Here is a 25,975-nt window from a genome sequence, read left to right as displayed (position 1 = left end):
GTAGAGGGGCCTTGGCGCGGCTAGTGCACCCAGCCCGTGAGGCTCTGTCCGACGGTGCGGGTGGTGCGGGTCTTCTCCGGCGTACGCGGCGGGGCGCCGCCGTCGACCGCGGCCGACACGGCTCGTACCAGCCACGCGTTGACCGACAGGCCCTCGCGGCTCGCGGCCTCCTCGGCGCGCGCCTTGAGGTGGGCGGGCAGGCGCAGATTGACGCGGGCGGTGCCGCCGTCGTCGCCCTCCGCGGGCGCCGGGGCCGAGGCCCTGAGCGGCTCGGCGGGCCCGCCCTGGTCCTCGTACACCTCGTCGGCCGCCGGCCGCGTCACCACGAAGTCGGGGTCGAGCCCGCGCAGTCGTACGTCGACCGAGCCGGGGGCGAGTTCACGGGTGATCTCGTCCATCGCGGCGGAGAGCACATTGAGCAGCGTCAGGCGGGTCGCCGACTCCAGGGGAGCGGTGAGCCGCTCGGCCAGCTCACGTGCCTCCTCGCCACCGGCTTCGGCGGCCACCGCGAGTTCGCGGCGGAGGTTGTCGACATACGGCATGAGGTCCATGACGCCATAATGGCACCATTATGGCGCCACCCGCAAGCAGGTAGGGCGAGCGATCCCGGCCCAGTCTCGGCTCCATGGCGCTGAGCTGCGAAAACATTCCCACCATGGAGTTGCATCAACGCGACGCCACCGCATTTTCGCGACCCCTCCGCGCTCCCACACCCTGGGCACCACGCACGCCGCCACCGAGGACCCCGATGACGCCACACACGTGCCACTGTGGCACCACCGAGGTGGCAGTCCCCCGACACATCGACCGCGACGCATTCCTGAAGACGTCCCAAAGACGCCCGGGGGCTCCCTGAAACGGAGTGCCCCGGGCGCTCACCGTTCGTAGGTGCCGTACATGGTCGCCCGCGCGATCGCGTGGGTGAACAGGAGGAAGTCCATGAGGGCGGGGGTCGCCGCCTCCGACACCTCCAGCCGTTCCACGTCGACGGCGTGGACCACGAGGAAGTAGCGGTCCGGGCCGTTGCCCGGCGGTGTCGCCGGGCCGAGATACCTTTTGTGGCCGGCGTCGTTGGCCAACGTCACCGCGGCGCCGGGCAGGTCGCCACCGTCTCCCGCCCCGGCCGGAAGGTCGGTCACAGAGGCGGGCAGGTTGGCGACGGCCCAGTGCCAGAAGCCCGAGGCCGTGGGCACGTCGGGGTCGAACATCGCGACAGTGAAACTCCGCGTCTCCTCGGGAAAGCCGGACCAGCTCAACTGCGGTGAGATGTCCGATCCGCCCGCTCCCAGGACGCCGCTCACCTGCGCACGGGCCAGTGGCCCGCCGTTGACCACGGACTCCGAGGTCAACGAGAAGGTGCTGATCGGCGGCATGAAATCGTACGGACCGTAGGGTTTGATCATGGCGATCCCTCGCATCTGCACGCAGCCGGCGATGGGAGTGGAACGGGAGACGACGGACGTCGCGGTACACCGGGTCGAAGGACGCACACCGGTCAGCGGTCCGCGACAGCCACGACCAACGCTAGGACCAGCGCTACTGGTCGGCAATCCGGTCAGGCTCCGGATGCGCGGGAAGGGCAGGCACAGGAACCTCGGCCCTGGGGCGCGGCGACATCGTCGGGCGGCAGGTCATCGTCTTCGAACGAGTGCCCGTCGCGGCTCGTAGCCGTCCTCGCTCCACAGGTTCGAGCCCGAGCCGCAGGGGCCCGCCGGTGATCTCCAGTGCCTCCTCACCGGTCACAGGACTCGTGGTCGCCATGGCCATACGTGAACCATGTGGCCGCCGTCCGCGTGGTGCAATCCACGCTTTTCCGGCGTTGCCGTAGTCTCCCGAAAGTCTCCCGAAGTCGTCCGTCACCACTCCCCCGGCCCGCGACGAGGGTCGTTCCGAACGCTGCCCGTGGGCGTCCGGCACACTCGGACGCCCTGGGGACCTCAGCTGCCGGCGAGCTCTCGACCGGGGCGGACAAGCTGTCGGCCCGCTGTGGATCAGGTCAAGAAGTCGCCGCCTCCTGAACAGGTCACGACGCCGGGCCGTACTTCTGTACGGATCAACCCATCACACCCATCGGAGGGAAAGTCAGCATGACCAGCGAATCGCTTCACCCCGCCCCGGCTCCGGCACGCCGCACCGTCGTGGCGGCGGTCGGCGCGGCGGGGCTCGCCGTCGCGCTGACCGCGTGCGGGTCGGACGACAAGTCCTCCGGCTCCTCCTCCAGCGCGAGCAGCGGGGGTTCGGGCGGCGGCGACAACGGCGCGGCCAGGAACGCGGGCGGCACGGTCCTCGCCAAGACCGCCGACATCCCGGAGGGCGGCGGCAAGGTCTTCGCCGACCAGGGCGTGGTGGTCACGCAGCCGACGGCGGGCACCTTCAAGGCCTTCTCCTCCAAGTGCACCCACCAGGGCTGCGCCGTGAAGGACATCGCGAACGGCGTGATCACCTGCCCCTGCCACAACAGCCAGTTCTCCGCCACGGACGGCAGCGTGAAGAAGGGGCCCGCGACGCAGGCCCTGGCGGCCGCCGACATCAGCGTGGACGGGGACTCCATCAAGCTCGCGTGACCCCCGCGGGCTTCAGTGGCGCGGTCGCGCGAAACAGGCCAGCACGTCCTCGGTGGCGGTGACGGTGGCGACCAGGGCGAGCGTGTTGCGGACCATCGCGGAGGTGTAGTCGGAGGGCACTCCCGCGATGGCGTCCGCGGGCACCACGACGGTGTAGCCGCGGTTGACGGCATCGAACACGGCATTCGGGACGGCCACGTTGGCGGAGACACCGGTCACCACGAGCGTGCGGCAGCCCAGGTTGCGCAGCAGCGCGTCGACGTCCGTCCCCGCGATCGGGGAAAGACCGTGCAGACGGCGTACGACGAGGTCCTCCTCGGCGACCTCGATCGGGGCGGCGACCCGGACCGCCGCCGTCCCCGACAGCTGGCGTACGGGAAGCCGTCCGGCCGCCCGGAAGAGCCGGGCGTTGCGATTGGCGCCGCGCCCGTCGGGCCGCCGCTCCGCGACCGCGTGGATCACCTGCACCCCGCCCTCGTGCGCCGCGGCCACCAGCCGGGCCACCTGCGCCAACGCCCCCGAGGAGCGGGCCTCATCGGCGAGTTCGGGCAGTGCGCTGCCGGGGCCCACCACACCCTGCTGGCACTCGACGGTGAGCAGCACGGTGGTGGCGGGAGCGAGGAGTTCACGGAGCTGTTCGTACGACGGCACGGTTCCCCCTTGTCGTCGAGGGTCGGGGCGGGGGAGCGTAACGACCATTGCGTGGGGACGGAAGACACCCCATGCTTTTTCTGACGCGACGTCAGAGGATCTCTGTCGACGTACCAGGCCGACGTGGAAGAAGAGGTGACCGTATGACCGTCACTCAGCGCAGGGGTCGGAAGATCATGATGACCCCCGGCGAGCTGGACGAGTTCCTCACCACCCAGCGCACGTGCCGCGTCGCGACGGTGTCGCAGGACGGCGTCCCGCATGTGAGTGCCCTCTGGTTCGCCTGGGACGGCACCTCGCTGTGGCTGTACTCCGTGGTACGCAGCAAGCGATGGGTGCAGTTGCGGCGTGACCCCCGGGTCGCGGTGGTCGTCGACTCCGGGGAGGAGTACGACCAGTTGCGGGGCGTCGAGCTGTCCGGGACGGTGGAGTTCGTGGGCGAGGTCCCCCGCACCGGGGATCTGTGCGCCGAACTCGACGTCCCGGAGACCCTGTTCGCCCGCAAGAACTTCGGCCTGGAGGAGATGCCGCACGACGGCCGTCACGCGTGGGCGCGGCTGACTCCGGCGGCGATCGCCTCCTGGGACTTCCGGAAGCTGCCGCCGCTGTAGACAAACGGGGGGAGGCGCGCACGTCCGACATCACTACAGTCGGTCGGATCGTTCGGGTCGGGTCGGGTCGGGTCGGGTCGGGGGACCAGACGCTACGCCCATGGGCCAGGCCGGTCAGTCAGGTGAGTCAGATCAGCGGACCCCTTCCCCGGCCGCCCGAAGTGCCTCCACCGCCGCCCTGATGGACGGGCGGCGGTCGGCGTCCGCCCGCCAGACGACGTACACATGGCGCCGGACGCGCTGGCGCAGCGGCACCGTGACGACCCCCTCCGCCATCGGACGACGCCCGAGCACCGGCGCGATGCAGACGCCGAGCCCCGCGGCGACCATGCTGAGCTGGGTGTGCGTCTCGGCGGCGCGGTGGCCGACATGCGGCTCGACGCCCTTGGAGCGCAGCGTGAACATCAGCCACTCGTGACAGAACTCGCCCTCGCCCCAGGTGATCCACTCGTCCTCGGCGAACTCGGCCAGGTCGACCTCCGCGCGGTCCGCGAGCCGGTGGCCGACCGGCACCGCCACATCGGCCGGGTCGTCGAGGATCGACGCCTTCACCAGGCCGTCGGGCAACGGCATCGGCTTGTTGTACCAGTCGAGCACCACCGCGAGGTCGAGGTCGCCGCGCACCACGCCCGCGACGCCGGCCTCGGGCTCCAGTTCGCACGAGCGCACGCGCAGCCCGGGGTGGTCGGCGCGCAGTGCGGCGAGCGCGGTGGGGAACAGCCCGCGCGCGGCGGTCGGGAACGCCGAGAGCCGCAGCTCACCGACCACCTGGCCGCGCTGCGCCTCCAGGTCGGACTGGGCGAGTTCGACCTGCGAGAGGATGCGCGCCGCGTGGTCGGCGAGGAGCCGGCCCGCGTCCGTGAGCCTTACCCCCCGCCCGTTCTTGGCGAGCAGCTGCTGCCCCACCTCGCGCTCCAGCTTGGACATCTGCTGGGACACGGCCGACGTCGTCACGTGCAGCCCCTCGGCCGCGCCGCTCACCGAGCCGTGCCGGGCGAGGGCGTCGAGGGTACGCAGGCGCTCCAGATTCAACATGTAAGCAATGCTACGAGATATCGCTCGAGAAATCTCGCTTGTGCTACGAGATCGTTCTGCTGCATCGTTACGCCCATGACCACCGTCGCCACGCCGGGCACCGCCTCCCCCGAACCGAACTCCCTCGAACCGACCTCCCTCCGACCGGCCTCCGCCGAGACGATCTCCGCGCAGCCGATCTCCCCGGAGCAGGCCTCCGCCACCCCGACCTCGACCGGCCGCGCGCCCGCCCGCCGTGCCGCGCTCGACTGGCGGATCCGCTTCGGCGCGCTCTCGCTCATCTGGGGGTTCAGCTTCCTGCTCATCAAGGTCGGCACGGAGAGCTACGCGCCGTTCCAGGTCACCCTCGGGCGACTGGTGTTCGGAACCGCGGTGCTCGCAGCCGCGATGGCGGTGAAGCGGGAGCGCCTGCCGCGCGGCGCGCGCACATGGGGACATCTCGCGGTCGCGGCCCTCCTGCTGAACGCGCTGCCGTTCTCGCTCTTCGCCTACGCGGAGCTGTCGATCCCCTCCACGCTCGCGGGCATCTGCAACGCGACCTCGCCACTGTGGGGCATGGCCCTGTCCATGGTGGCCCTCTCCGAGGACCGGCCGACCCGACGCAGGGTCGCGGGTCTGGGCCTCGGCTTCCTCGGCGTCCTGACGGTCCTCGGCGCGTGGCAGGGTTTCCACGGCCTGGACGCCACGGGTACGGCGATGGCCCTGCTGGCTTCCCTGAGCTACCCGGTCGGCTGGATATACGTCCGCCGCACCCTGGCCGGCTCCGACCACTCGCACCTGTCCATGACCGGCGCCCAGCTGCTCCTGGCCACCGCCCAACTGGCCCTGGTCACCCCGCTGTTCACCACCGTGCCGAGCCACTTCCCGCTGATCCCGCTGCTGGCCACGGCCGCCCTGGGTGCCCTCGGCACAGGCTTCGCCGTCCTCGTCCAGTACGGCCTGGTCGCCGAGGTGGGCCCGACCACCGCGCAGATGGTCACGTACTTCATCCCGGTCATCGCCACCGCGGCGGGGGTCGCCGTCCTGGGCGAGTCGCTGACCTGGTCGACGCCGGTCGGCGCGGTGATCGTCCTGGCCGGCGCGGCGCTCACCCAGACCAGGGCCCGCCGGTGACTCACACGTAACGGCGGGCGGGCGCGGGACCGGCGGCGGAGGCGACGGCGTCCGCCAACGGTCCGATGTCGTCCGGCGTGAGCGTCGAGACGGTGATCCGGATGCCGGGCGGCGCGCTCATCCGGAAGCGTGCCCCCGGTGCGACCGCCCAGCCCGCGTGCAGCAGCCGCGCGACCGCTCCGGTCTCGTCCGGGACGGGAATCCAGACGTTCATCCCGCTGCGCCCGTGGGCCTCGATGCCACGCTCCGCGAGGGCGGCGATCAGCGAGTCCCGGCGCCGCCCGTACGCGGCCGACACCGCCGGCACGTCCACCGCACCGCTCGCCCACAGGTGTGCGACCGCCCGCTGGAGCAGCCGGCTCACCCAGCCGGGGCCGAGCCGCTGCCGCCCGTGCACGCGGTCCATGGTGACGGAGTCCCCGGTGAGCACGGCGAGCCGCAGGTCGGGTCCGTACGCCTTGGCCACGGAGCGCACCAGGGCCCAGTGGTGGGTCACTCCGGCCAGCGGATACAGGGGCAGGTCGACGATCCGGTGTCCGTGGTCGTCCTCGACGAGCAGGGTGCGCGGGTACTGCGCCAGTACGGAACGCAGGGCACGCGCGCGCGTGGAGGTCACGGCGGCGCCGGTCGGGTTCTGCGCCCGGTCCGTGACGATCAGCGCGCGGGCGCCCGCCTCCAGCGCACCTCGGACGTCGTCGGGCAGCGGGCCCTCGTCGTCGACGCGCACCGGGACCGTTCGCAGTCCGAGCGCCGGCGCGAGGTCGAACACGCTGCCCCACCCCGGGTCCTCCACGGCGACCGCGTCACCCGGCTTGAGATGGGCCGCCAGGACGCGCTCGATGCCGTCGAGCGACCCGGACGTGACGACGACGGGGCCCTCCGGCACCCCGTCCGCGTCGAGGTCGGCGCGCGCGAGCCGGCACAGTTCCGGCTCCACGGCGGCGTCCCCGTACAGCACGGGGTCCCGGTCCGACTGGCCCGCCGCCGCTGCGAACGCCTCCGCGAGGCCGGGCAGCAGAGCGCGGTCCGGGTTGCCGTCCACCAGGTTCCGCACACCGTCCGGCACCTCGACCCTGATGTACTCGCGCCCCGTGGTGACGGGCTTGGAGCGAACACGGCTGCCTCGGCGGCCGTCCGTCTCGATCACCCCGCGTTCACGCAGCACGCGGTACGCGGCGGCCACGGTATTGGGGTTCACCCCCAGCTGCGCGGCCAACTCCCGCATCGGTGGCAGCACCTGTCCCGGTTCGAGCGCACCGGCGCCCACCGCACGCTCGACGCTCGCCGAAATCTCGGCTGCGCGACGCCCTTCGATCCGATACTCTCCTAGCACAAACAAGATTATGCACTAGTGCAATGGGGAGCGCAATGCCGGAGACGAGCACACAGCCAGGGACGGCGCGGCCCGCCGCCTACACCCCGACCGACCGCACCGTCCCCACCCGCTCCAAGGAGCGCGCCGCGTACGACCATGAACTGGTCCACGCGATACTCGACGAGGGGTACGTCTGCCACCTCGGCTTCGTCCGGGACGGCGCGCCGGTCGTGCTGCCCACCCTCTACGCGCGAGTCGGCCAACGCCTCTACGTGCACGGCTCGACGGGCTCGCGGCCCCTGCGGATGACCGGCGGGGCCGAGCCCGGTCTGCCGGTCTGTGTGACCGTCACCCATGTCGACGGTCTGGTCCTGGCCCGGTCCGCCTTCCACCACTCGATCAACTACCGCTCCGTGGTGGTGCACGGCGTCGCCCACCAGGTGACGGATCCGGACGAGAAGCGGGAGGCCCTGGACGCGCTGGTCGAACAGGTCGTCCCCGGCCGCTCGTCCGACTCCCGCGCGGCCAACGCCAAGGAGCTGGCCGCCACCGCGGTGATCAGCCTCGACCTGGACGAGGTCTCCGCGAAGCTCCGCACCGGCGATCCGAGCGACGATCCCGAGGACCTGGCCCTCCCCCACTGGACCGGCGTCGTTCCCGTCACCAAGGGATACGGCACCCCGGTCCCCGCCGCCGATCTCTCCCCCGGCATCGAGCTTCCCGACTACCTGACGGGCCGGTAGCGAGGCACGTCGTCCGGAGGCGTCGCTCCCGCCGCCGCGTCCCCGCCACCCGGTGAGCGGGGTCGCCGGCGGGACTCTCCTGGTGTCGGGAGTCCGATCCGTCCATGACGACGTCCGTCAGTTCCGGGCCGGGGCCGTGCCGCCCGGGGCAGCCAACTCCCTTTCGGGACCGTCCGCCCCGACACCGGCCGCGCCGCCCAGGACCGGCCCGTCCGAAGGCTTCACCGGCGCCGACGACTGCGCGATGAAGGCACCGGCCAGCACGACGGCACCGCCGACGATCTGCGGAGCGGACAGGTGCTCACCGAGCAGGACCCAGGCCAGCACCGTCGCGATGACCGCCTCCAGACAGGCCACGACGCCCGCGACCTGCGGGGAGAGCCTGCGCACGGAGAGCACCCCGGTGACGTAGGCGACGACGGTCGCGATCAGCACGATCCAGCCCAGGAGCAGGGCGGCCGGGACGGCCGTCCCGTTCATGTCCGCGTCGCCGCCGAGGACCGACCAGTCCATCGTCCAGGGCCGTGCGACGAGCGTCAGCACGAACGAGCCGACGAGCAGTCCGTACGCGATGACGCCGAGCGGGTCCGGTGCCTCGTCCCCCGCGTCGCTGCCCTGGTCGGACAGCACGAAGTAGCCGACCTGGCAGCATGCGGCGACCAGCGCGAGCAGCAGCCCGAGGGCGTCGAAGCCGAGCCCGGACCACACCTCGACGACACAGGCGAGTCCGCCCACCGCGAGGACGACCCCGAGAGCCGCGGCACGCGTCACGGGCCTGCGCTGCACGAACCGCACCCAGCCGAGCACGAGCGCGGGCGCCAGGTACTCGACGAGCAGGGCGACGCCGACGGGTATCCGGGAGATCGCCGCGAAGTAGCAGGCCTGGACGCCGGCCACGGCGAGCAGACCGAACCCGGCCAGCAGCGCGGGGCGCCGGCGCGGCAGCGCGCGATGCCGTACGGCCAGCGGCAGCATCACCAGGGCGGCGCCCGTGACCCGCAGCCACACCACGTGGAGCGGGTCGAGACCCGCCTCGATCAGCGGTTTCGCCGCGACACCCGATCCACCGAAGGCGACCGCCGACGCGAGGGCGAGGCCCAGGCCGACGCCCTTTCCACGATTGCCCTGACTGCCCTGAGACGTATGCACCGGCACATGATGACAGGCGACGACATGAGCGTCACCCTCGATGACTCCTGTCTCAACGACTGGACTCCGCGCCCCCGAACACGCCCCGGTGGCCGCCCGAACCCGTCGGATCATGCGGTCCCGGTACTCATGGGCTTATTCGTCCGCGCATCCGTCCGCGTACCCGTCCGCGTATTCGTTGCGCAGCGCGCTCTCGATGCGCGGCAGCAGCACCCTGACGTCCGCGCCCGCGCGCCGGAGTACCTCGACGGCCCGTGCCTGCGGATCGGCGACGATCGCGGCGAGCAGGTCGAGGCAGTGGGCCCGTGCCTCACCGCGCAGTCCGGCGCGTGCGCAGGCGCCCTCCATGGCACCGGCCGCCACCGGGGACCAGCCCGCCTCGACCACCACCGGTACGGCGCCGGAGTCCTCCACGGCGCTCTGCCAGCGCAACCCGTATCCGATGCTGCGCTGGACGAGATAGCCGAGCAGCCGGGCCACCTGAGGGGCACCGTCGAAGACGGCGCGCACCCGTGGGTCCGACTCCAACAGCGAGTGCAGCAGATGGGCCGTGTCGATCTGCCGGTCCCCGTCCCGCAACGCCCGCCTGCGCGCGGCGGAGACCACCGAGGCGAGCTCGTCGCTGAGCCCGGCCTCGAGTTCCGTACGGTGGGAGCCGCTCTCGGCGGCCGACTGCGAGGGGATACGGGGTGGCACATACCCCACCCCATCAGCCCCCTGGGTCCGGGTCATCCCCGGAGGGCAGCATTTCCACGTCCCACACAGGGTGGGCAACCGTGAGCGAGTTCTCCTCCTCAAGGATGACTTCGCACGGATTTCTCCCCCGGGCGCGCGCCGCCTTGCGCCGCGCCCCGCACGCGACCGCGCCACGGCGCTCCGCCCCCGGACCGCCGCCGCTCACCGCGCTCTCCCGGCCCCCCTGCTTTCTGACGGTTCATCAGTCTTGAATCTTCCAGGGCCTGCGGCTACCTTCCGCGACACCGTAGTTGCGCCGGGCGCAGCGCCCGACACGAAGGGGTGGTCGCATGGCCGAAGTCAGCGCGGAAGCACGCATCGAGGCGCCGGCCGAGAAGGTGTGGGCGCAGCTCACGGACTTCTCCTCGTACGGCGAGTGGAACTCGACCCACACCAGCTTCCCCAAGGGCGGTCCGGCCTCACTCGAGGTGGGCGGGACCTTTGAGGAGAACATGAAGCTCATGGGGTTCCCGGCCGAGGTCGGCTGGACCATCGAGGAACTGGAGCCCGCCCGTGTCCTGGCCATCCGCGGAAAAGGCCCGATGGCCGTCACCGTCGCCACCCGCTACACCCTGACCCCCGACGGCGACGCCACCTCGTTGCGCATCGACGGGGAGTTCACCGGCGCGGCCGTCTCCCTGATGGCCGGCAAGCTCAAGGACTCGGCGACGGCCGCCCTCAACGAGTCGTTGCGCAAGCTGGGCGGACTGGTGACCTGAGTCCCGCACCTGTTCCGAGGCCCGCCCCGTAGGCGGAAAGGCGCCCCGCGAAAACACTTCCACGGGGCGCCGTCAGGTACCACAGCATGCCCGTCAGTCCTCGTCGGCGAGGATCAGGTACAGCCTCTTGCGGGCTTCGTTGATGACCGCCAGCGCCTTGTCGCGCTGATCCTTGCTGCCGGTCTTCCAGACCTGACCGAAGGCCTCCATGAGACCGAAGCCCGCCTGCCGGATCTCATGCAGCGTCTCCCAGTCCACCCCGCGCCCGGCCTCTTCCCAAGGAGCGTCGGGTCCCTCCTCGGCCGCGCCGCGGCCCTCCTCGGTGAGCGAGAACAGCTTCTTGCCGCCCTCGGCCGCGCTCGTGATGAGACCTTCGTCCTCCAGCAGCTGGAGGGTCGGGTAGACCGAACCCGGGCTGGGCTTCCACGCCCCGCCACTGCGCTCGGCGATCTCCTGGATCATCTCGTAGCCGTGCATGGGCCGGTCCTTGAGCAGGGCCAGGATCGACGCGCGTACGTCACCGCGCCGCGCCCTGCCCCGGGGGCCGCCCCGGCCACCGCGCCCGCCGCCCCAGGGGCCCGGGCCGAAGCCGGGTCCGCCGAAGCCGCCAGGACCACCGGGGCCGCCCGGACCGAAGGGCCCGAAAGCCCCGCGCCGCCCCTCGAAGAGACCCCGGCCCCGCTGACCGTGTCCGCCGTGTCCGCCGTGTCGGCCGTGTCCACGTTCGAATCCGAATTCCTGTTCTCCGGAACGCATCGTCACCACTCCATCCGTTCGTTCGTTGATCGACCCATCCGTTCGTTGATCGGTCGCGATGCGTCAACGATATATCGGAACAGCTCGCTTGACAACCCTCGGCCGCTGAGTGCGCCGGAGACCCGGCGCGGGAGGAAGCCGCCTGCGCGTACGGCCGGGACAAAGGCGCCGGGGACCGCGACACGGGAGCGACAGCCTGGGGGCGAGCGGGCTCGACCCGGGGCGAGGTGGGCAGGAACCCGGATGCGGTGGCCGCGACACAGGCGCGAGGGCTGGAACCAGGGCCAGACGGCTGGGAACCCGCTCGAAGGGCGCCCCGGAACCGGGCCAGATCCCGGGAATTGGCCTTGTTCCCCGGCTCCCCGCGGCGGCTAGCGTCGGGGCATGCGGATTCGAATCGTCGACGCCTTCACCGACCGTCCCTTCACGGGCAACCCGGCCGGGGTCCTCCTCCTCGGCCCCGACGGCTTCCCCGAGGACGACTGGCTGCAGAACGTGGCTCTGGAGGTCAATCACGCGGAGACGGCGTTCGCGCATCCCCTGCCCGAGGGCGGTGACGCCGACTGGGCGCTGCGCTGGTTCACTCCCGCGAGCGAGGTCGCGATGTGCGGGCACGCGACACTGGCCACCGCACACGTCCTGCGCACGACGGGCACCCGCACGGGAGCGGTGCGGTTCGCCACCCGCAGCGGCGTACTCCTCGCCACGCCCCGGGACGACGGCACTCTCACGCTGGACTTCCCGACCGCGCCGCTGACGCCGGTCGACGTACCGGACGGTGTCGCGGAGGCACTCGGCGCCGACCCGCTCACGGCCTTCGACACGGGCCCGAACACCGGAGACCTGCTGATCGAGGTCGCCGACGAGAAGACGGTGCGCGGGCTGGCTCCCGACCTCAGGGCCCTGGCCCGGTACTCGGAGCGCGGCATCATCGCGACGGCCCGCTCAGCGGACCCCGCCCGGGGCTACGACTTCGTCTCGCGGTGTTTCTTCCCGAACGTCGGCATCGACGAGGACCCGGTCACCGGCAGCGCCCACACGGCCCTCGCGCCCTACTGGTCCGAGCGTCTCGGCCGCCCCGACCTGACCGGTCTGCAGGCCTCGCCGCGCTCCGGTCTGGTCCGCACCGGGCTGCGCGGCGACCGTACCCTCCTGACCGGCAGCGCGGTCACGGTCATCGAGGGCGAGCTGCTCGTCTGACGGTGTGCGGACGACAGGGCCACGGCATCCGGACGGCGCACGGACGGCCTGCGGACGGCGTACGGACGAAACCGGCGCAGCACCCATGGCGCGCCGGTCACGCCGTTCGCCGGTCCCGCAGTTCACCGTTCACGCCGCTCACGCCGTGGGCAGCCACCCCACCTTCCCCGCCAGCAGCGCGTACCCGACGAACGCCCCGATGTCGAGCAGCGAGTGCGCGACCACGAGGGGTCCGACCCGGCCCCACCGCCGGTACAGGTAGACGAAGACGACGCCCATCACCATGTTGCCGACGAAGCCGCCGATGCCCTGGTAGAGGTGGTACGAGCCACGCAGCACCGCGCTCGCCACCAGGGCGGTGCCCGGCGTCCAGCCCAACTGGCCCAGCCGGCGCAGCAGATAGCCGACGACGATGACCTCTTCCAGCACGGCGTTCTGCACGGCCGACAGGATCAGCACCGGGTACTTCCACCACACGTCGGGCAGCGCCTCGGGCACGACCGTGAGGTTGGCCCCGAACCCGCGCGCCAGCAGATAGAAGGCGATGCCCGTACTGCCGATCACCGCCGCGACGGCGGCCCCGCGTCCGAGGTCGGGCCAGGGCCGCGTGCGGTCGAACCCGATCACGCGCAGCCCCTGGCCCTCCCGCAGCAGAAGGTGCGCGACCAGCGCGACCGGCACCAGGGCCGACGCGATACCGAACAGCTGCCACGCCAGGTCCAGCCAGGGCCGGCCCGGCGCGGCCGATGCGTTCAGCGTGGCGGCCTGGTCCTTGAGACCGCCCGGTTTGGTGACCGATCCGACAAAGCTGATCAGCGCGGACACTCCGCTCGCACCGAGCGAGAGACCCAGGACGAGCAGAGTCTCGTCCCGGAAGGTCCTTCGCGTCAGCCGCTCTCCAGGAAAAGAACCGGCCGGCGACCCCGCCTCCACCTGCACTCCCGCCTCCAGTTGAGTAATCCCGCCTCATCCCCATCTTCGCCCCGCTAGGGTCTCGAAAGAAGTTGCGAAGATCGTGCGCGACAGGCCGTCGGGGGACGGACGCCGTACGGGCGTGCCTCCCCTTCTCGCCCTCTCCCGGCTTTCATACGGCTGTCTCGCGGCACCGGCTCACCCACGGAGGGCACCACCGTCATGGGACGTCACAGCTTGCCCCACCCTTCCGGGGCGGGCGCGGCCGACCCCCGTCCGCGCCCGCGCCGCCGCACGGTGGCCGTCGCGACGGTACTGGTCCTGACGGTCGTCGCGGGCGCTACGGCCGCGGTCGACGGCGGTCTGTTCTCCATCGGTTCGTCCTGCCAGGACAGCGCCGTGCACATCACGGTCGCCGCGTCGCCCGACGTGGCGCCCGCCCTGAAGGCCCTCGCCGACCACGCCCGTGAGGGCCGCATCACGTCCGACGGGCGCTGCATCGACGTCACCGTGACCGCCCGCGAGTCGTACGAGGTCGCCGACTCGCTGCGGTCGGGCAAGCCCGCCGGCATCCAGGCGTGGGTGCCGGACTCCGACGTGTGGGTGGACGGGGTCACCGCACGAAGCGGGGCGATCCAGGTCACCGAGGCGGGCAACGTCGCGTCCTCACCGGTCGGTGTCGCGATGGTCCCGTCCGCCGCCACGTCACTCGGGTGGCCCACCAAGACGTACACCTGGACCGAACTCGCCGACGCCTCGATGCGCGACGACAAGCTCAGGCTGGGCGCGGCCGATCCGGCGCACAGCGCGACCGGCCTGCTCGCCCTGACCCGGCTCGGCGGCGCCGCGCACGGGAGCGAGGGCGGCGGCATTCGGGCCGCGGCCCTGGCCAAGACGCTCTCGCCGCGCACGTCCGACAGCGACCGCCAGGTACTGGACACCCTCCCCCGCGACTCCTCCGGTGCCGAACAGAGCGACCCGAAGCGCAACCAGGCGCTGTTCCTCTCCGAACAGTCGGCGTTCGTCCACAACTCCTCGTCCGACCACGGACTCGGGCTCGACCTGTTCTATCCCAAGGACGGCTCACCGCGGCTCGACTACCCCTTCGCCCTCGTCGACCGGCCACGGCTGAGCACCGACGAGAGCCGGGCCGCGCTGCGCTTCATGACGCTGTCGGGCGAGTCGGAGGGGCAGCGGATCCTTCAGCGGTCCGGGTTCCGCACGGACGACGACGAGGTGCCCGGCCCGCTGGTCGCCAAGGCCGGCGGCCGTGCCCCGCAGCCCTTCGACCTCGCCGCGGCCGAACCCCTCCCGGAGAAGGCGGTCGAAGAGACGCTCGGCACGTGGACGATCACGGTGCAGAGCGCCCGGATCACCGCCGTCGTCGACGCCTCCGCGTCCATGTCGCAGCAGGTGCCGGGCACCGGCCGGACCCGTATGGACGTCACCAAGGCCGCCCTGCTCCAGGCGCTCGCCACCTTCACGACGGAGGACGAGATCGGGCTGTGGAAGTTCTCCACCCGTCTCGACGGCGACCGCGACTACCGCGTACTCGTGCCGACGGGACGGCTCGGCGACCGCGAGGGCGGCAACGCCCAGCGGGCGAGACTGGCGGCGGCCTTCAACGCCCTGAATCCCGTGCCGAACGGGGCGACGGGCCTGTACGACACCACCCTCGCCGCGTACAAGGCGGCCACCTCCGGCTATGCGAAGGGCAGGTTCAACGCACTGGTCCTGCTGACCGACGGCGTCAACGAGGACCCGGGAAGCATCTCGCGCGCCGCTCTCGTCTCCCGACTGCGGCAGCTCTCCGACCCGCGGCGCCCGGTGCCGCTGATCGCGATCGCGGTGGGCCCGGACGCGGACAAGGCGGAGGTCGAGGAGATCGCCAAGGCGACCGGTGGCTCGGGCCAGGAGGTCAGCGATCCCTCACAGATCCACTCGGTGATCCTCAGAGCCATCGTGCGAGCGGCCGCCCGCAGCCAGGACTGACGGCCCTACCCGCACCCGCGGCCGGGGCTGCCGGCCGTACGCACACCCGCCGCCGAGGCGGCCGGCCGTGCCCATACCCGCCGCCGAGACCGCCGGCCGTGCCCACACCCGCCGCCGAGACCGCCGGCCACCGGCCGCCGTACCCACACCCACCGCCGGCGCCGGCGCCGGGATACTCACATCCTCAGCCGGCGCCGAGCCGGTGCTCACCCGAGAGGTACCGGCTCCGGCAGCCCCACCGGCCAGGTGTGCACCGGCTCCCCGAGGTGCATCAACTCGCCGTAGCGCCGGGTGGTCGCGGCCAGCGCGGCCTCCCGGCCCAGTCCCTTCTCCAGGGCCTGGTGGAAGGTGGCCGCCTGCCAGGTCGCCCCGTTGACGCGCAGCCGGCACCGGTCCTCGATCACTCCGAGGTAGAAGTCCCGGTCGACGGGCTCCACCCCCCAGGCGTCCAGCCCCACGGCGGCGAGCGGCAGCAGTTCGTCACGGACCAGGGTGACGGCGTCGACCTCCGCGATGCCGCCGTACCGACCCCGTCGCGGCCACTCCAGGCGCGCGTCGATGCCGTGGCGGCAGGCGGCGTCGAAGTTCGCGGCGGCGGACGCGAACGGCAGCCGTGTCCACACCGGCCGCGCCTCCTCGGCGAGGGCGCGGACGAGCCCGTAGTAGAAGGCCGCGTTGGCGACGACGTCGGTGACACTGGGCCCCGCGGGCAGCACGCGGTTCTCGACGCGCAGATGCGGGACCCCGTCGGCGATGCCGTACACGGGCCGGTTCCAGCGGTACACCGTGCCGTTGTGCAGGACGAGTTCGGCGAGCTTGGGAACGCCTCCGGCGTCGAGGACCTCGAGGGGGTCCTCGTCGTCGCAGATGGGCAGCAGGGGCGGGAAGAAGCGCAGGTTCTCCTCGAAGAGGTCGTACGCCGAGGAGATCCACCGCTCGCCGAACCAGGTACGCGGCCGCACCCCCTGGGCCTGCAGTTCGGGCGGACGGGTGTCGGTGGACTGCTGGAACAGCGGCGGCCGCGACTCGCGCCACAGCTCACGGCCGAACAGGAAGGGCGAGTTGGCGCCGACCACGACCTGCGCGGCGGCCACCGCCTGCGCCGCGTTCCACACGTCAGCGAAGCGTGCCGGGGTGACCTGGAGGTGCAACTGCACCGAGGTGCAGGCCGCTTCGGGCGCGATGGACTTCGACGTGCACACCAGGCGTTCCACACCGTCGATGTCGAGCGCGAACTCCTCACCGCGGGCGGCCACGATCTGGTCGTTGAGCAGCGTGTAGCGATCACCGTCCGACAGGTTCGACGACACCAGGTCGTCACGGTCGATCGTCGGCAGAATCCCGATCATCACGATTCCGGCATCGACCTCGGCGGCTTTCCGGTGCGCATATGCCAGTGAAGTACCTAGCTCCTCCGCGAGCTGGTCGAATACCCGGCCGCCCAATCGGTGTGGAGCTATGTTGACTTCCAGATTGAACATGGCAAGTTCTGTTTGGAAATCTCGGCTCGCAATCCTCTCGAGTACTTGCGCATTCATCATCCTGGGCATGCCGTCGGGTCCGGCGAGATTCAGTTCGATCTCCAGGCCCATGAGATTCTTCGGGCGATCGAACCGCTTCTCCTCCAGCAGCCGCGCCAGCCCCGCCAGACACTCCCGGAGCTTGCCACGGTAGCGCTGGCGATCGGACAGGTCGAACGACCCTGCCACGACCTTCTCTCCCATCGAAGTGTCCCTCCTCGAAGGGCGGGCCGACCCTCGGACCCCCGCCGTCCCGGTGGATGATGCCCAGGCAGGCCGATCGATAACGCCCTGGAGGGCCCCGTCGGCCGCTACGCTGTGGGCAGGTGTCCAGCGGCACATTCACGAGGCATGGACCACTGCCTGTTTTCAGCCTGACATGATCTCGTGAAAAACGCCGACGAGAATCGGCCGACCGCTCGCGCGAAGTATTCCGAGGTCATCGTCGCACATCGCCGTGGAACCGGGATGAACCCTCTGCTTTCGCCGACCGAATACCGCCTTGCTCTTCATATTCGGACCGACTAGACGAAACACCGTCTGAACACCTGTCGTATAAACTCCGCAAACGAGGCAGAGAGTTGGCGCTCGCGGTCCCAGGTCCTGCCGTCGAGGTGACACGCGGCAGGCGACACCCCCGTCGGCAGATCCAGACCCCCCGCCCCTCCGACCCGAGAGCTGACAGCGCCGTCCGCCCCCGCCCCCTCGCGCCACTGTGCCTGTCGAATGAGAGGCGACCCACCATGCCGCTGCACGTACCTCCGGCTCCCGCGCCCGCCCTGCGCACCGTTCTCACGGCACTCGGTTCCCCCACCGCAGTCCGCGAGGCCCGCACCCCGTCCCTGCGGATGGCCGAGGGGCCGGTCACCCCCGAACTCCCTCTGCCCGTACACGTCCTGGACCGGAGCGATCCGGCGGGTACGTCCACCACACGCCTCGCCGCGTGGCGCTTCCTGATCCGCTGCGGAGAGCGCTCGGTGGCGGCGGCCGACACGATGCTCACCCCCGACGGCTGGGCCTTCTCGCACTTCTTCGAAGGCCCCTACATCACCGCCACCGAACGCGCCCTGCGTCAGGCCGAGAACATGAAGCAGTCGTTCCAGGCGCGCCTGCTGTCGGTGCCCGAGCTCTACATGCTCACCCTCTGGCTGCACGGGGACTGCGCCGCCGACGGCGCCACCGGCCATCCGGCCCCCACCGACCTCCTGGTGCCGCTGGCACCCGCACCGCCCGGCATCGCCGCCCACCGCCCGCATCGCGTCGCCGAGTTCCTGCCGGTCCTCACCCATCGTCTGACCGCCGCACCCCTGCTCAGTTCCCCCGCGTAGCCACGCGCGCCCCTCATTCGCGTCCGTCCGCGTGCCCCGCAGCCGTTCTCCGGCCGCGGGGCACGTCGCCGCGCCGCGCGACGGTCGGCCGGCACACGGGCGGACCGGGTCCGAACCGGCCCGCTCGTTCGGGCCCAACCCTGCTCGTACGAGGGGAAACGCGCCTGTGACCGTGCCTGACTAGCCCCATCCGACCACCGCGAACCCCCCGAAGGGACGGTGCAGTTGCGATGAACCGTCCGCGCGGGTGACGCGTCTCCAACCTGTGAGGAGCGCTGCTGCGAAATCCCTGCGGATTGACGCCCGTAGGGCAACACTGGGTTCCAAACACACACCACGGGGGGCGGCCATGAGCAGTTCGAGCCGCGAATCAGACACCACGACCAGCACACACCTCTCAACCCAGCGAAAGATCCCACCCATGTGCCAGCACCAGCCACCCTGTCCGTCAGCCGAATCAGCCGACCGGGAGTCCGCGCGTCTCGCGGCGCACCACCCGGAGCAGGGATGGAGCCTGCTGTGCAACGGCGTTCTGCTCTTCGAGGACACCGGTGAGCTCCTGCCGGACGGCCAGATCATCGCGCCGCACCGCCCGCTGGGCAGCGAGCACGTGATGACGGCCGCCTGAGCCGCACACACGAAGGGCGACAGCCCGGACAGAACGAGGGGCCGGCCGGAGACACACTCTCCGCACCGGCCCCGACGCATGTCCGGACGCGATCACTCCCCGTGACTCCACGAGGACCCTCCGATCCGGACATGGTCCACGCGGCGCTCCACCCCCACGCCCGCCTACCCGCCTACCTGCCTACTACGGTCTGCCCGAACGGACATCCCCCTCTGCCTCTCCACCTCCTGAAGTGCCGCGGACGAAACGCTAGCGTCCCTTCGTGAGCCTCCGGGCAGCCGGATAACCGTGCCGGACCCGGCCTCGGGCCCCGCCCCGACGACATCCGGTTCACCTCTACGGACCTCCCCAGAAGCGAGCAAGGCGGTCATGGGACTCCTGCACTCCCCCGATCGTGGGCAGCACCACCCGACGTCCGGTGACCGCACCGCCCAGGAGGACCCCGCGGCGCTTCAGGAACCGGTGAACGATTCCGTGCTGGGCGCGGATCGGGCAGGCGTGCCGCCGGTGGGCTTGGGGCCCGTCGGCATGGAACCCGTCGGCATGGGGCCGGTGAACGGGGCGCCGTCGGACGAGCGGCCCGAGCGCACGCGCCGCCGTCGCCGCCCCGGCCCGTTCACCCTGCTGGCCCTGCCGGGGCTGACCGTCGTGCTGGGCTTCGCGGGGTTCATGGCCGCGACGGGCCGTCTGCCCTCGGCCTGGTCGGAGGACTCGGACGGGCACACGGCGACCGCGGGCGACACCGCGACGGACCGAGTCGACGCGTCGTACGTCCCGTGGCTGCGCGAGGCGGCCAGGACCTGCGCCCTCCTGAAACCGTCCGTCCTCGCCGCCCAGATCGACCGGCGTTCCGGCTGGAACACCGACCCGGCCACGCTCTCCGGCACGGTGGGCATCGCGGGCTTCACCGAGAGCCAGTGGCACACCTGGGGCAAGGACGCCGACGGCAACGGAAGGTCCTCACCGCGCGACCCCGTGGACGCCATCATGGCGCTCGCCCGGCAGGACTGCGCTCTCGCCGAGGACGTCACCCGGCTCAGAACCCGTGGCACCGTGTCGGGGGACCTTCTCGACCTCACCCTGGCCGCCTACACGGTGGGCACGGACTCCGTGACGCGGGCGGGACGCGTGCCGGCGACGGCGCGGACGTATCTCACCGAGGTCAAGGACCTGTCCGCGCGGTACAGGACCTTCGACCGCGAGGAGAACGCGAACCCCGGCAGCGGCAAGGCGAGCGGAGTACTGGCCCCGCCGGTGACCACCCTGGTGATCAGCTCCCCCTTCGGATCGCGCAAACACCCCCTCACGGGCGTCACCAAGCTGCACACGGGCGTGGACTTCGCCGCTCCGCGGAACGCGCCGGTGTCCGCCGCACGGCAGGGGCAGGTCGTGTTCGCGGGAATGACCAAGGCGTACGGCAACCGCGTCGTGATCGATCACGGCACGATCGGCGGCAGGCGGCTGGAGACCACGTACAGCCACATGTCGTCCCTGCTGGTCAGGGCCGGTCAGAGCGTCGAGAGCGGGGCCGCGGTCGGGTTCGTCGGCTCCACGGGCCTGTCGACGGGCCCGCACCTGCACTTCGAGGTGCTCGTCGACGGCGCGTACACCGACCCGATGCCGTGGCTCGCCGTCGCCCACTGACCGGCGGGACGACGGACACGGAGAAGGGGACGTGCCCCGGCTTCAAGCCGGGGCACGTCCCCTTCTGATTCCCGAACGACTCCGGTCCCCGAGGGTCCAGCAGCCGTTCCTGGCCCGTGAGGGCCGGTCCTCAGGTCATCGGCCGGCCCTCGTCGGCCTAGTCCTCGTAGGCGTCCAGCGGCGGGCAGGAGCAGACCAGGTTCCGGTCGCCGTACGCCTGGTCGATCCGGCGCACCGGCGGCCAGTACTTGTCCGCGGCCGCGACCCCGGGCGGGAAGACGGCCTGCTCACGCGTGTACGCGTGCTTCCACTCACCGCCGAGCGCGGCGGCGGTGTGGGGCGCGTTCCGCAGCGGGTTGTCGTCCACCGTCCAGTCGCCCGAACCGACCTTCTCGATCTCCGCACGGATGGCGATCATCGCCTCGCAGAACCGGTCGAGCTCGACCAGGTCCTCGGACTCGGTCGGCTCGATCATCAGCGTGCCCGCGACCGGGAAGGACATGGTGGGCGCGTGGAAGCCGTAGTCGATGAGCCGCTTGGCGACGTCGTCGACGCTGACGCCGGTCGCCTTCGTCAGCGGACGCAGATCGATGATGCACTCGTGGGCGACGAGCCCGCCGGGACCGGTGTACAGCACCGGGTAGTGCGGCTCCAGACGCTTGGCGATGTAGTTCGCCGACAGCACGGCGACCTGCGTGGCCCGCTTGAGGCCCTCGCCGCCCATCAGCCGGACGTACGCCCACGAGATGGGCAGGATGCCCGCGGAGCCCCAGGGCGCGGCCGAGATCGGGCCGACACCGGTCTCGGGACCGGCGGCGGGCTGCAGCGGGTGGTTCGGCAGGTACGGCGCCAGGTGCGCGCGCACGCCGACCGGGCCGACGCCCGGACCGCCGCCGCCGTGCGGGATGCAGAACGTCTTGTGCAGGTTGAGGTGCGAGACGTCACCGCCGAAGTGGCCCGGCTTGGCGAGGCCCACCAGCGCGTTGAGGTTGGCGCCGTCGACGTACACCTGGCCGCCCGCCTCGTGCACCTGGGCGCAGATGTCGGCGACATGCTCCTCGAACACACCGTGCGTCGAGGGGTACGTGATCATCAGCACGGCCAGCTCGTCGCGGTGCTGCTCGATCTTGGCACGCAGGTCCGCGATGTCGATCTCGCCGTCCTCGGCGGTCTTCACGACGACGACCTTCATGCCGGCCATCACGGCGCTCGCGGCGTTCGTGCCGTGCGCCGAGGACGGGATCAGGCAGACGGTGCGCTGCTCGTCGCCGTTGGCCCGGTGGTAGCCGCGGACGGCGAGCAGACCGGCCAGCTCGCCCTGCGAACCGGCGTTGGGCTGCAGTGACACCTTGTCGTAGCCGGTGACCTCGGCGAGCCTCGTCTCCAGCTCCTCGATGAGCGTGAGGTAGCCCTGCGCCTGCTCGGCGGGGACGAAGGGGTGCAGCTGGCCGAACTCGGGCCAGGTGACCGGCTCCATCTCGGTGGTCGCGTTGAGCTTCATGGTGCAGGAGCCCAGCGGGATCATGCCGCGGTCCAGCGCGTAGTCACGGTCGGAGAGTTTGCGCAGGTAGCGCAGCATCGCGGTCTCGGACCGGTACTGGTGGAACACCGGGTGCGTGAGGTAGTCGTCGGTGCGCAGCAGCGCCGCGGGCAGGGTGTCCTCGGTGCTCGCGTCCAGCGCCTCGATGTCGCCCTCGACGCCGAACGCGGCCCACACGGAGCCCACTTGCCTGCGGGCGGTGGTCTCGTCACAGGCGATCGACACGTGGTCGGCGTCGACGAGGTGGAGGTTGACACCCTGGTCTCGCGCGCTCGTGACGATGTCGGCGGCGCGGCCCGGCACGCGGACGGTCAGTGTGTCGAAGTACGCGCCGTGCACGACCTCGGCGCCGCCGGCCTTCAGCCCCTCGGCGAGGAGCGTGGCGTAGCGGTGGGTGCGGCGGGCGATCGTCCTCAGTCCGTCCGGCCCGTGGTAGACGGCGTACATGCCGGCCATCACGGCGAGCAGCACCTGCGCGGTGCAGATGTTGCTGGTGGCCTTCTCACGGCGGATGTGCTGCTCGCGCGTCTGCAGGGCGAGCCGGTACGCCTTGTGTCCGTCCGCGTCGACGGAGACGCCGACCAGCCGGCCGGGCAGGCTGCGCGCGAACTGCTCGCGCACCGCCATGTATCCGGCGTGCGGACCGCCGAAGCCCATCGGAACGCCGAACCGCTGGGTGGTGCCGACCGCGATGTCGGCGCCGAGCTCGCCGGGCGAGGTGAGCAGGGTCAGGGCGAGCAGGTCGGCGGCGACGGTGACGACCGCGCCGAGCTCGTGCGCCTGCTCGATGACGGGCTTGAGGTCGCGTACGGCACCGGAGGCGCCCGGGTACTGGATGAGCACGCCGTTGATCTCGCGCTCGGCGATCGCGGCCGGGATGCCCTCGCTCAGGTCGGCGACGACGACCTCGACGCCGGTGGGTTCGGCGCGGGTCTCGATGACGGCGACGGTCTGCGGCAGGGCGTCCGCGTCGATCAGGAAGAGGCCCTTCTTGTTCTTGCCCATGCGCCGGGACAGCGCCATCGCCTCGGCGGCCGCGGTGCCCTCGTCCAGCAGCGAGGCGCCGGAGGTGGGCAGGCCGGTCAGCTCGGCGACCACGGTCTGGAAGTTGAGCAGCGCCTCCAGGCGGCCCTGCGAGATCTCCGGCTGGTAGGGCGTGTAGGCGGTGTACCAGGCCGGGTTCTCCATGACGTTGCGCAGGATCACCGGCGGCGTGAAGGTGCCGTAGTAACCGAGGCCGATCATCGGGTCGAGAACCTGGTTGCGGTCCGCGAGGGAGCGCAGCTCGGCCAGGACCTCGGCCTCGGTGCGCGCGCCCGGGAGCTCGAGCGCCTCGGCGTTCTTGATCACGTCCGGCACGGCGGCGGCCGTCAGTTCGTCCAGCGAGCCGTACCCGACCTGCGCGAGCATCTTGGCCCGGGCTTCCGGGGCGGGCCCGATGTGGCGCTGCTCGAAGGGGATTCCCTGTTCGAGCTCGGAGAGCGGAATGCGATGGGCGGTCATTGCGGAGGCCTCCTGGTCACACACGACCTTCGAGGGGCACCACGGCGCGGGTGCCCCGACGGCCTCCCCCTCTGTCATCTGACCTGAGAGCTTCACCGGTCCGCCCGCTCGCTGCGACCCGGCTTTCACCGTCGGTGAGAGCGGAAGGCGTCAGCCCCGCTCTGCTTTCCAGAGTGACCTCGTCCGTGCGGTACGTGAGCCTGAGAGATTCCGGGGAGGATTTGCTCCTTCGGCGCCTCCGATGGTGTCTGGAGGACTCTCCCGCACGGGATCAGCAGCCGTTTGCCAGGGTACCAGCGTGAACAACGCACGGGCTTTCGAGTGGCCACCGTCACGAATGTGCTCTTTCGTAGTGCCTACGGATGAGTTGCAATCGAGTGGAGGGCCCGTGCAGACCGACATCGATCCGCGCAATCTGATCGGCCGCAAGGCGCTCGACCGCAATGGCGCCAAGATCGGCACGGTCGACGAGGTCTACCTGGACGACGCGACCGGCATACCGGAGTGGGCCGCCATACGTACGGGCCTGTTCAGCAGGGACGCCTTCGTGCCCCTGGAGCCCAGCGAACTCGTCGAGGGCAGCCTGCGCGTCCCCTTCGAACGCGCCCTGATCAAGGACGCCCCCGATTTCGGCGTGGGCCGTCATCTCTCTCCGGAGCAGGAACTCCAGCTGTACCACCACTACGGACTCGACGTGACTCCCCCGGCCCCTCCGCCGGACCGCGACTTCGGCCGCCTGGCGGGAACGGACGATGTCTGAGGCACCCCTTCGGCAGCGCGGGTGACCGCGTCCGGCGTACGGCGGACCTGGCGACCGGCCGCCGACGGCCCGCGCCGCCCGGCCCGTCCCCGGCCGAATGCCGGACGGGCTCATGCCCTCCCGGGCGCAGCGGCGGACACACCGGACGAGTCCTCGGGTCTTCGGGGCACCAACGGCAGCGGGTCCGCCGGCTCCAAGGCCGCGTCGTCCGTACGGAACGTCCGCACCCGCCCCGGTTCCGAGTCGGGCGTCTCGAACCGCACCGTCACCCTTCCCAGCCCGCTGCCCTGCACCCACCCGTGCCCGTACTCGGCGTGGTGCACGTCGTGCCCCGCGGGCCAGCGCCGCTCGGCCGCCGGCACCTGTTCGGCGGCCGGTTCCTCCGGCGCCTCCTCGTCGGGGTGTTCCTGCGCCGCCGTCTCCTCCTGCGCGGCCCTGGCCTGTGCCTGGGCCTGCGCGAAGAGGTCCTCCTGCGTGTAGTCGGCGAGCCCCGAGACGCCGACACCCAGCAGGCGTACGCCCCCCGTCGTATCCACCGCCTCCAGGAGCCGCCCGGCCGCCTCCCGGACGACCGCGGGGTCGTCCGTGGGCCCCCGGAGCGTCTCGGACCGGGTCAGCGTCGAGAAGTCGTATCTGCGCACCTTGAGCACGATGGTCCGTCCCGACAACCCCGCCCGGCGAAGCCGCTGCACACACCGGTCGGCGAGCCGCTGCACCTCGAGCCCGACCCGTACGCGGTCATGGATGTCCACGTCGTAGGTGTCCTCGACCGAGACGGACTTCGTCTCCCGCTCGGCCACCACGGGCCGCTCGTCGCGCGCCAGCGCCATCGCGTACAGCGCGTGCCCGTGGGCCTTGCCCAGCAGCCGTACGAGCTCGTCCTCGCCCGCCTCGGCGATCTCGTCGACCGTGTTGATCCCGCCCCGCCGCAGATGATCCCCGGTGGCGGGCCCCACGCCCGGCAGCGTCCGCACCGGCATCGGTCCGAGCATCGCGCGCTCCGTCCCCGGCTCGATCACCACCAGGCCGTCGGGCTTGGCCTGCTCGGAGGCGATCTTGGCGAGCATCTTGGAGGCCGCGAGCCCCACGGAGCCCGTCAGGCCCGTGACGGCCCGGATGTCCGCGCGCAGCTTCACCCCGGCCAGCCGCGCGGAGGCGTCGTCCCAGGCCGTTCCCCCGGCCTCCAGATCGACGAAGGCCTCGTCCAGGCTCAGCGGCTCCACCAGGGGGGACAGCGTCCGCAGCAGCCCCATCACCTGGTCGCTGATCTCCCGGTAGAGCCCGAAGCGCGGCACGAGATACGCGGCGTTCGGCGCGAGCCTGCGCGCCTGGGCCATGGGCATCGCCGAGTGCACCCCGAAGACACGGGCCTCGTAGGAGGCGGTGGCTACCACGCCGCGCAGTCCGAGGCCGCCCACCACGACGGCCTTCCCCCGCAGGCTCGGCTTGGACGCCTGCTCCGCAGAGGCGAAGAAGGCATCCATGTCGAGATGCAGGATCGTGGGCGCGTTTCTCACACCCCCGATGCTGCCCTACGCCACTGACATCCCCCGGCAC

The 25,975-nt window shown here is 71.5% G+C and carries 23 protein-coding genes and 1 riboswitch; of the genes, 11 read left to right on the top strand and 12 right to left on the bottom strand.

Annotated features, from left to right (window positions below; all coding sequences use genetic code 11):
• Positions 1–20 precede the first annotated feature (20 nt).
• Positions 21–551, bottom strand: coding sequence for a hypothetical protein (locus OG199_RS34405; protein ID WP_401806426.1), 531 nt, complete (start codon positions 549–551; stop codon positions 21–23).
• A 324-nt stretch (positions 552–875) separates the two neighbouring features.
• Complete coding sequence (locus tag OG199_RS34400) at positions 876–1,403, bottom strand: YbhB/YbcL family Raf kinase inhibitor-like protein (protein WP_405832736.1); 528 nt, start codon at positions 1,401–1,403, stop codon at positions 876–878.
• Between the two features lie 684 nt (positions 1,404–2,087).
• On the opposite strand from OG199_RS34400, the gene OG199_RS34395 reads away from it, so the two are divergent.
• Positions 2,088–2,564: a Rieske (2Fe-2S) protein gene (locus OG199_RS34395; protein WP_356800333.1), complete on the top strand. Its 477-nt coding sequence runs from the start codon at positions 2,088–2,090 to the stop codon at positions 2,562–2,564.
• A 12-nt stretch (positions 2,565–2,576) separates the two neighbouring features.
• On the opposite strand, the gene OG199_RS34390 is transcribed toward OG199_RS34395, so the two are convergent.
• Positions 2,577–3,215, bottom strand: coding sequence for a cysteine hydrolase (locus OG199_RS34390; RefSeq protein ID WP_405832735.1), 639 nt, complete (start codon positions 3,213–3,215; stop codon positions 2,577–2,579).
• A gap of 143 nt (positions 3,216–3,358) precedes the next feature.
• Between OG199_RS34390 and OG199_RS34385 the strand changes: the two genes are divergently transcribed.
• A complete protein-coding gene (locus tag OG199_RS34385) occupies positions 3,359–3,826 on the top strand; it encodes a pyridoxamine 5'-phosphate oxidase family protein (protein WP_356800331.1) in 468 nt (155 codons plus the stop codon).
• Positions 3,827–3,958: 132 nt separating this feature from the next.
• On the opposite strand, the gene OG199_RS34380 is transcribed toward OG199_RS34385, so the two are convergent.
• Positions 3,959–4,861: a LysR family transcriptional regulator gene (locus OG199_RS34380; protein WP_356800330.1), complete on the bottom strand. Its 903-nt coding sequence runs from the start codon at positions 4,859–4,861 to the stop codon at positions 3,959–3,961.
• Positions 4,862–4,936: 75 nt separating this feature from the next.
• Between OG199_RS34380 and OG199_RS34375 the strand changes: the two genes are divergently transcribed.
• A complete protein-coding gene (locus OG199_RS34375; RefSeq protein WP_405832733.1) occupies positions 4,937–5,974 on the top strand; it encodes a DMT family transporter in 1,038 nt (345 codons plus the stop codon).
• Between the two features lies 1 nt (position 5,975).
• Here OG199_RS34375 and OG199_RS34370 read toward each other — a convergent pair whose 3' ends face one another.
• Positions 5,976–7,307, bottom strand: coding sequence for an aminotransferase class I/II-fold pyridoxal phosphate-dependent enzyme (locus OG199_RS34370; RefSeq protein ID WP_405832731.1), 1,332 nt, complete (start codon positions 7,305–7,307; stop codon positions 5,976–5,978).
• A gap of 35 nt (positions 7,308–7,342) precedes the next feature.
• Between OG199_RS34370 and OG199_RS34365 the strand changes: the two genes are divergently transcribed.
• Positions 7,343–8,032, top strand: coding sequence for a pyridoxamine 5'-phosphate oxidase family protein (locus OG199_RS34365; protein WP_405832729.1), 690 nt, complete (start codon positions 7,343–7,345; stop codon positions 8,030–8,032).
• A 117-nt stretch (positions 8,033–8,149) separates the two neighbouring features.
• Here OG199_RS34365 and OG199_RS34360 read toward each other — a convergent pair whose 3' ends face one another.
• Together OG199_RS34360 and OG199_RS34355 are read right to left on the bottom strand one after the other, a co-directional pair.
• Positions 8,150–9,187, bottom strand: coding sequence for an EamA family transporter (locus tag OG199_RS34360; RefSeq protein WP_401806437.1), 1,038 nt, complete (start codon positions 9,185–9,187; stop codon positions 8,150–8,152).
• Positions 9,188–9,316: 129 nt separating this feature from the next.
• The gene (locus tag OG199_RS34355) at positions 9,317–9,877 is read right to left on the bottom strand and encodes a Clp protease N-terminal domain-containing protein (RefSeq protein ID WP_405832727.1); all 561 of its coding nucleotides are present in this window, start codon (positions 9,875–9,877) and stop codon (positions 9,317–9,319) included.
• Positions 9,878–10,206: 329 nt separating this feature from the next.
• Between OG199_RS34355 and OG199_RS34350 the strand changes: the two genes are divergently transcribed.
• The gene (locus OG199_RS34350; protein ID WP_401806440.1) at positions 10,207–10,635 is read left to right on the top strand and encodes an SRPBCC family protein; all 429 of its coding nucleotides are present in this window, start codon (positions 10,207–10,209) and stop codon (positions 10,633–10,635) included.
• A gap of 93 nt (positions 10,636–10,728) precedes the next feature.
• Here OG199_RS34350 and OG199_RS34345 read toward each other — a convergent pair whose 3' ends face one another.
• Positions 10,729–11,391, bottom strand: a complete 663-nt coding sequence (locus tag OG199_RS34345; RefSeq protein ID WP_405832725.1) for a PadR family transcriptional regulator — start codon at positions 11,389–11,391, stop codon at positions 10,729–10,731.
• 384 nt (positions 11,392–11,775) lie between these two features.
• Here OG199_RS34345 and OG199_RS34340 point away from each other — a divergent pair, with 384 nt between their 5' ends.
• Entirely contained in the window at positions 11,776–12,591 is an 816-nt protein-coding gene (locus tag OG199_RS34340; RefSeq protein ID WP_356800323.1) for a PhzF family phenazine biosynthesis protein, read from the top strand.
• Between the two features lie 138 nt (positions 12,592–12,729).
• Here the strand turns inward: OG199_RS34340 and OG199_RS34335 are convergent, their stop codons facing one another.
• Positions 12,730–13,530, bottom strand: coding sequence for a CPBP family intramembrane glutamic endopeptidase (locus OG199_RS34335; protein ID WP_405832724.1), 801 nt, complete (start codon positions 13,528–13,530; stop codon positions 12,730–12,732).
• Positions 13,531–13,725: 195 nt separating this feature from the next.
• Here OG199_RS34335 and OG199_RS34330 point away from each other — a divergent pair, with 195 nt between their 5' ends.
• Entirely contained in the window at positions 13,726–15,495 is a 1,770-nt protein-coding gene (locus OG199_RS34330) for a substrate-binding and VWA domain-containing protein (RefSeq protein ID WP_405832723.1), read from the top strand.
• Positions 15,496–15,701: 206 nt separating this feature from the next.
• Here the strand turns inward: OG199_RS34330 and OG199_RS34325 are convergent, their stop codons facing one another.
• The gene (locus OG199_RS34325) at positions 15,702–17,219 is read right to left on the bottom strand and encodes a glutamate--cysteine ligase (protein WP_356800320.1); all 1,518 of its coding nucleotides are present in this window, start codon (positions 17,217–17,219) and stop codon (positions 15,702–15,704) included.
• Positions 17,220–17,758: 539 nt separating this feature from the next.
• On the opposite strand from OG199_RS34325, the gene OG199_RS34320 reads away from it, so the two are divergent.
• From OG199_RS34320 to OG199_RS34310, 3 genes are all read left to right on the top strand, one after another.
• On the top strand, positions 17,759–18,343 hold the full coding sequence (locus OG199_RS34320) for a hypothetical protein (protein ID WP_356800319.1): 585 nt from the start codon (positions 17,759–17,761) through the stop codon (positions 18,341–18,343).
• A 421-nt stretch (positions 18,344–18,764) separates the two neighbouring features.
• Complete coding sequence (locus OG199_RS34315) at positions 18,765–18,971, top strand: DUF5999 family protein (protein ID WP_266697573.1); 207 nt, start codon at positions 18,765–18,767, stop codon at positions 18,969–18,971.
• A 543-nt stretch (positions 18,972–19,514) separates the two neighbouring features.
• Entirely contained in the window at positions 19,515–20,615 is a 1,101-nt protein-coding gene (locus tag OG199_RS34310) for a M23 family metallopeptidase (RefSeq protein WP_405834761.1), read from the top strand.
• 157 nt (positions 20,616–20,772) lie between these two features.
• Here OG199_RS34310 and gcvP read toward each other — a convergent pair whose 3' ends face one another.
• Complete coding sequence (gcvP, locus tag OG199_RS34305) at positions 20,773–23,658, bottom strand: aminomethyl-transferring glycine dehydrogenase (protein ID WP_401806448.1); 2,886 nt, start codon at positions 23,656–23,658, stop codon at positions 20,773–20,775.
• A gap of 178 nt (positions 23,659–23,836) precedes the next feature.
• Positions 23,837–23,932: riboswitch (glycine riboswitch) on the bottom strand.
• Between the two features lie 114 nt (positions 23,933–24,046).
• Here gcvP and OG199_RS34300 point away from each other — a divergent pair.
• Entirely contained in the window at positions 24,047–24,418 is a 372-nt protein-coding gene (locus tag OG199_RS34300; RefSeq protein WP_401806451.1) for a PRC-barrel domain-containing protein, read from the top strand.
• A 110-nt stretch (positions 24,419–24,528) separates the two neighbouring features.
• Here the strand turns inward: OG199_RS34300 and OG199_RS34295 are convergent, their stop codons facing one another.
• On the bottom strand, positions 24,529–25,935 hold the full coding sequence (locus OG199_RS34295) for a DNA polymerase IV (RefSeq protein WP_356807422.1): 1,407 nt from the start codon (positions 25,933–25,935) through the stop codon (positions 24,529–24,531).
• Between the last annotated feature and the right edge of the window lie 40 nt (positions 25,936–25,975).

It is taken from the genome of Streptomyces sp. NBC_01176 (genome assembly GCF_045039825.1).
Classification (GTDB): Bacteria; Actinomycetota; Actinomycetes; order Streptomycetales; family Streptomycetaceae; genus Streptomyces.
This window is presented reverse-complemented; position numbering and strand designations above follow the sequence as displayed.

Bases quoted from the DNA above. Each gene is read 5' to 3' on its own strand.
- OG199_RS34405 (WP_401806426.1), bottom strand. From the start codon at position 551: ATGGACCTCATGCCGTATGTCGACAACCTCCGCCGCGAACTCGCGGTG.
- OG199_RS34400 (WP_405832736.1), bottom strand. From the start codon at position 1,403: ATGATCAAACCCTACGGTCCGTACGATTTCATGCCGCCGATCAGCACC.
- OG199_RS34395 (WP_356800333.1), top strand. From the start codon at position 2,088: ATGACCAGCGAATCGCTTCACCCCGCCCCGGCTCCGGCACGCCGCACC.
- OG199_RS34385 (WP_356800331.1), top strand. From the start codon at position 3,359: ATGACCGTCACTCAGCGCAGGGGTCGGAAGATCATGATGACCCCCGGC.
- OG199_RS34380 (WP_356800330.1), bottom strand. From the start codon at position 4,861: ATGTTGAATCTGGAGCGCCTGCGTACCCTCGACGCCCTCGCCCGGCAC.
- OG199_RS34375 (WP_405832733.1), top strand. From the start codon at position 4,937: ATGACCACCGTCGCCACGCCGGGCACCGCCTCCCCCGAACCGAACTCC.
- OG199_RS34365 (WP_405832729.1), top strand. From the start codon at position 7,343: ATGCCGGAGACGAGCACACAGCCAGGGACGGCGCGGCCCGCCGCCTAC.
- OG199_RS34350 (WP_401806440.1), top strand. From the start codon at position 10,207: ATGGCCGAAGTCAGCGCGGAAGCACGCATCGAGGCGCCGGCCGAGAAG.
- OG199_RS34345 (WP_405832725.1), bottom strand. From the start codon at position 11,391: ATGCGTTCCGGAGAACAGGAATTCGGATTCGAACGTGGACACGGCCGA.
- OG199_RS34340 (WP_356800323.1), top strand. From the start codon at position 11,776: ATGCGGATTCGAATCGTCGACGCCTTCACCGACCGTCCCTTCACGGGC.
- OG199_RS34330 (WP_405832723.1), top strand. From the start codon at position 13,726: ATGGGACGTCACAGCTTGCCCCACCCTTCCGGGGCGGGCGCGGCCGAC.
- OG199_RS34325 (WP_356800320.1), bottom strand. From the start codon at position 17,219: ATGGGAGAGAAGGTCGTGGCAGGGTCGTTCGACCTGTCCGATCGCCAG.
- OG199_RS34320 (WP_356800319.1), top strand. From the start codon at position 17,759: ATGCCGCTGCACGTACCTCCGGCTCCCGCGCCCGCCCTGCGCACCGTT.
- OG199_RS34315 (WP_266697573.1), top strand. From the start codon at position 18,765: ATGTGCCAGCACCAGCCACCCTGTCCGTCAGCCGAATCAGCCGACCGG.
- OG199_RS34310 (WP_405834761.1), top strand. From the start codon at position 19,515: ATGGGGCCGGTGAACGGGGCGCCGTCGGACGAGCGGCCCGAGCGCACG.
- gcvP (WP_401806448.1), bottom strand. From the start codon at position 23,658: ATGACCGCCCATCGCATTCCGCTCTCCGAGCTCGAACAGGGAATCCCC.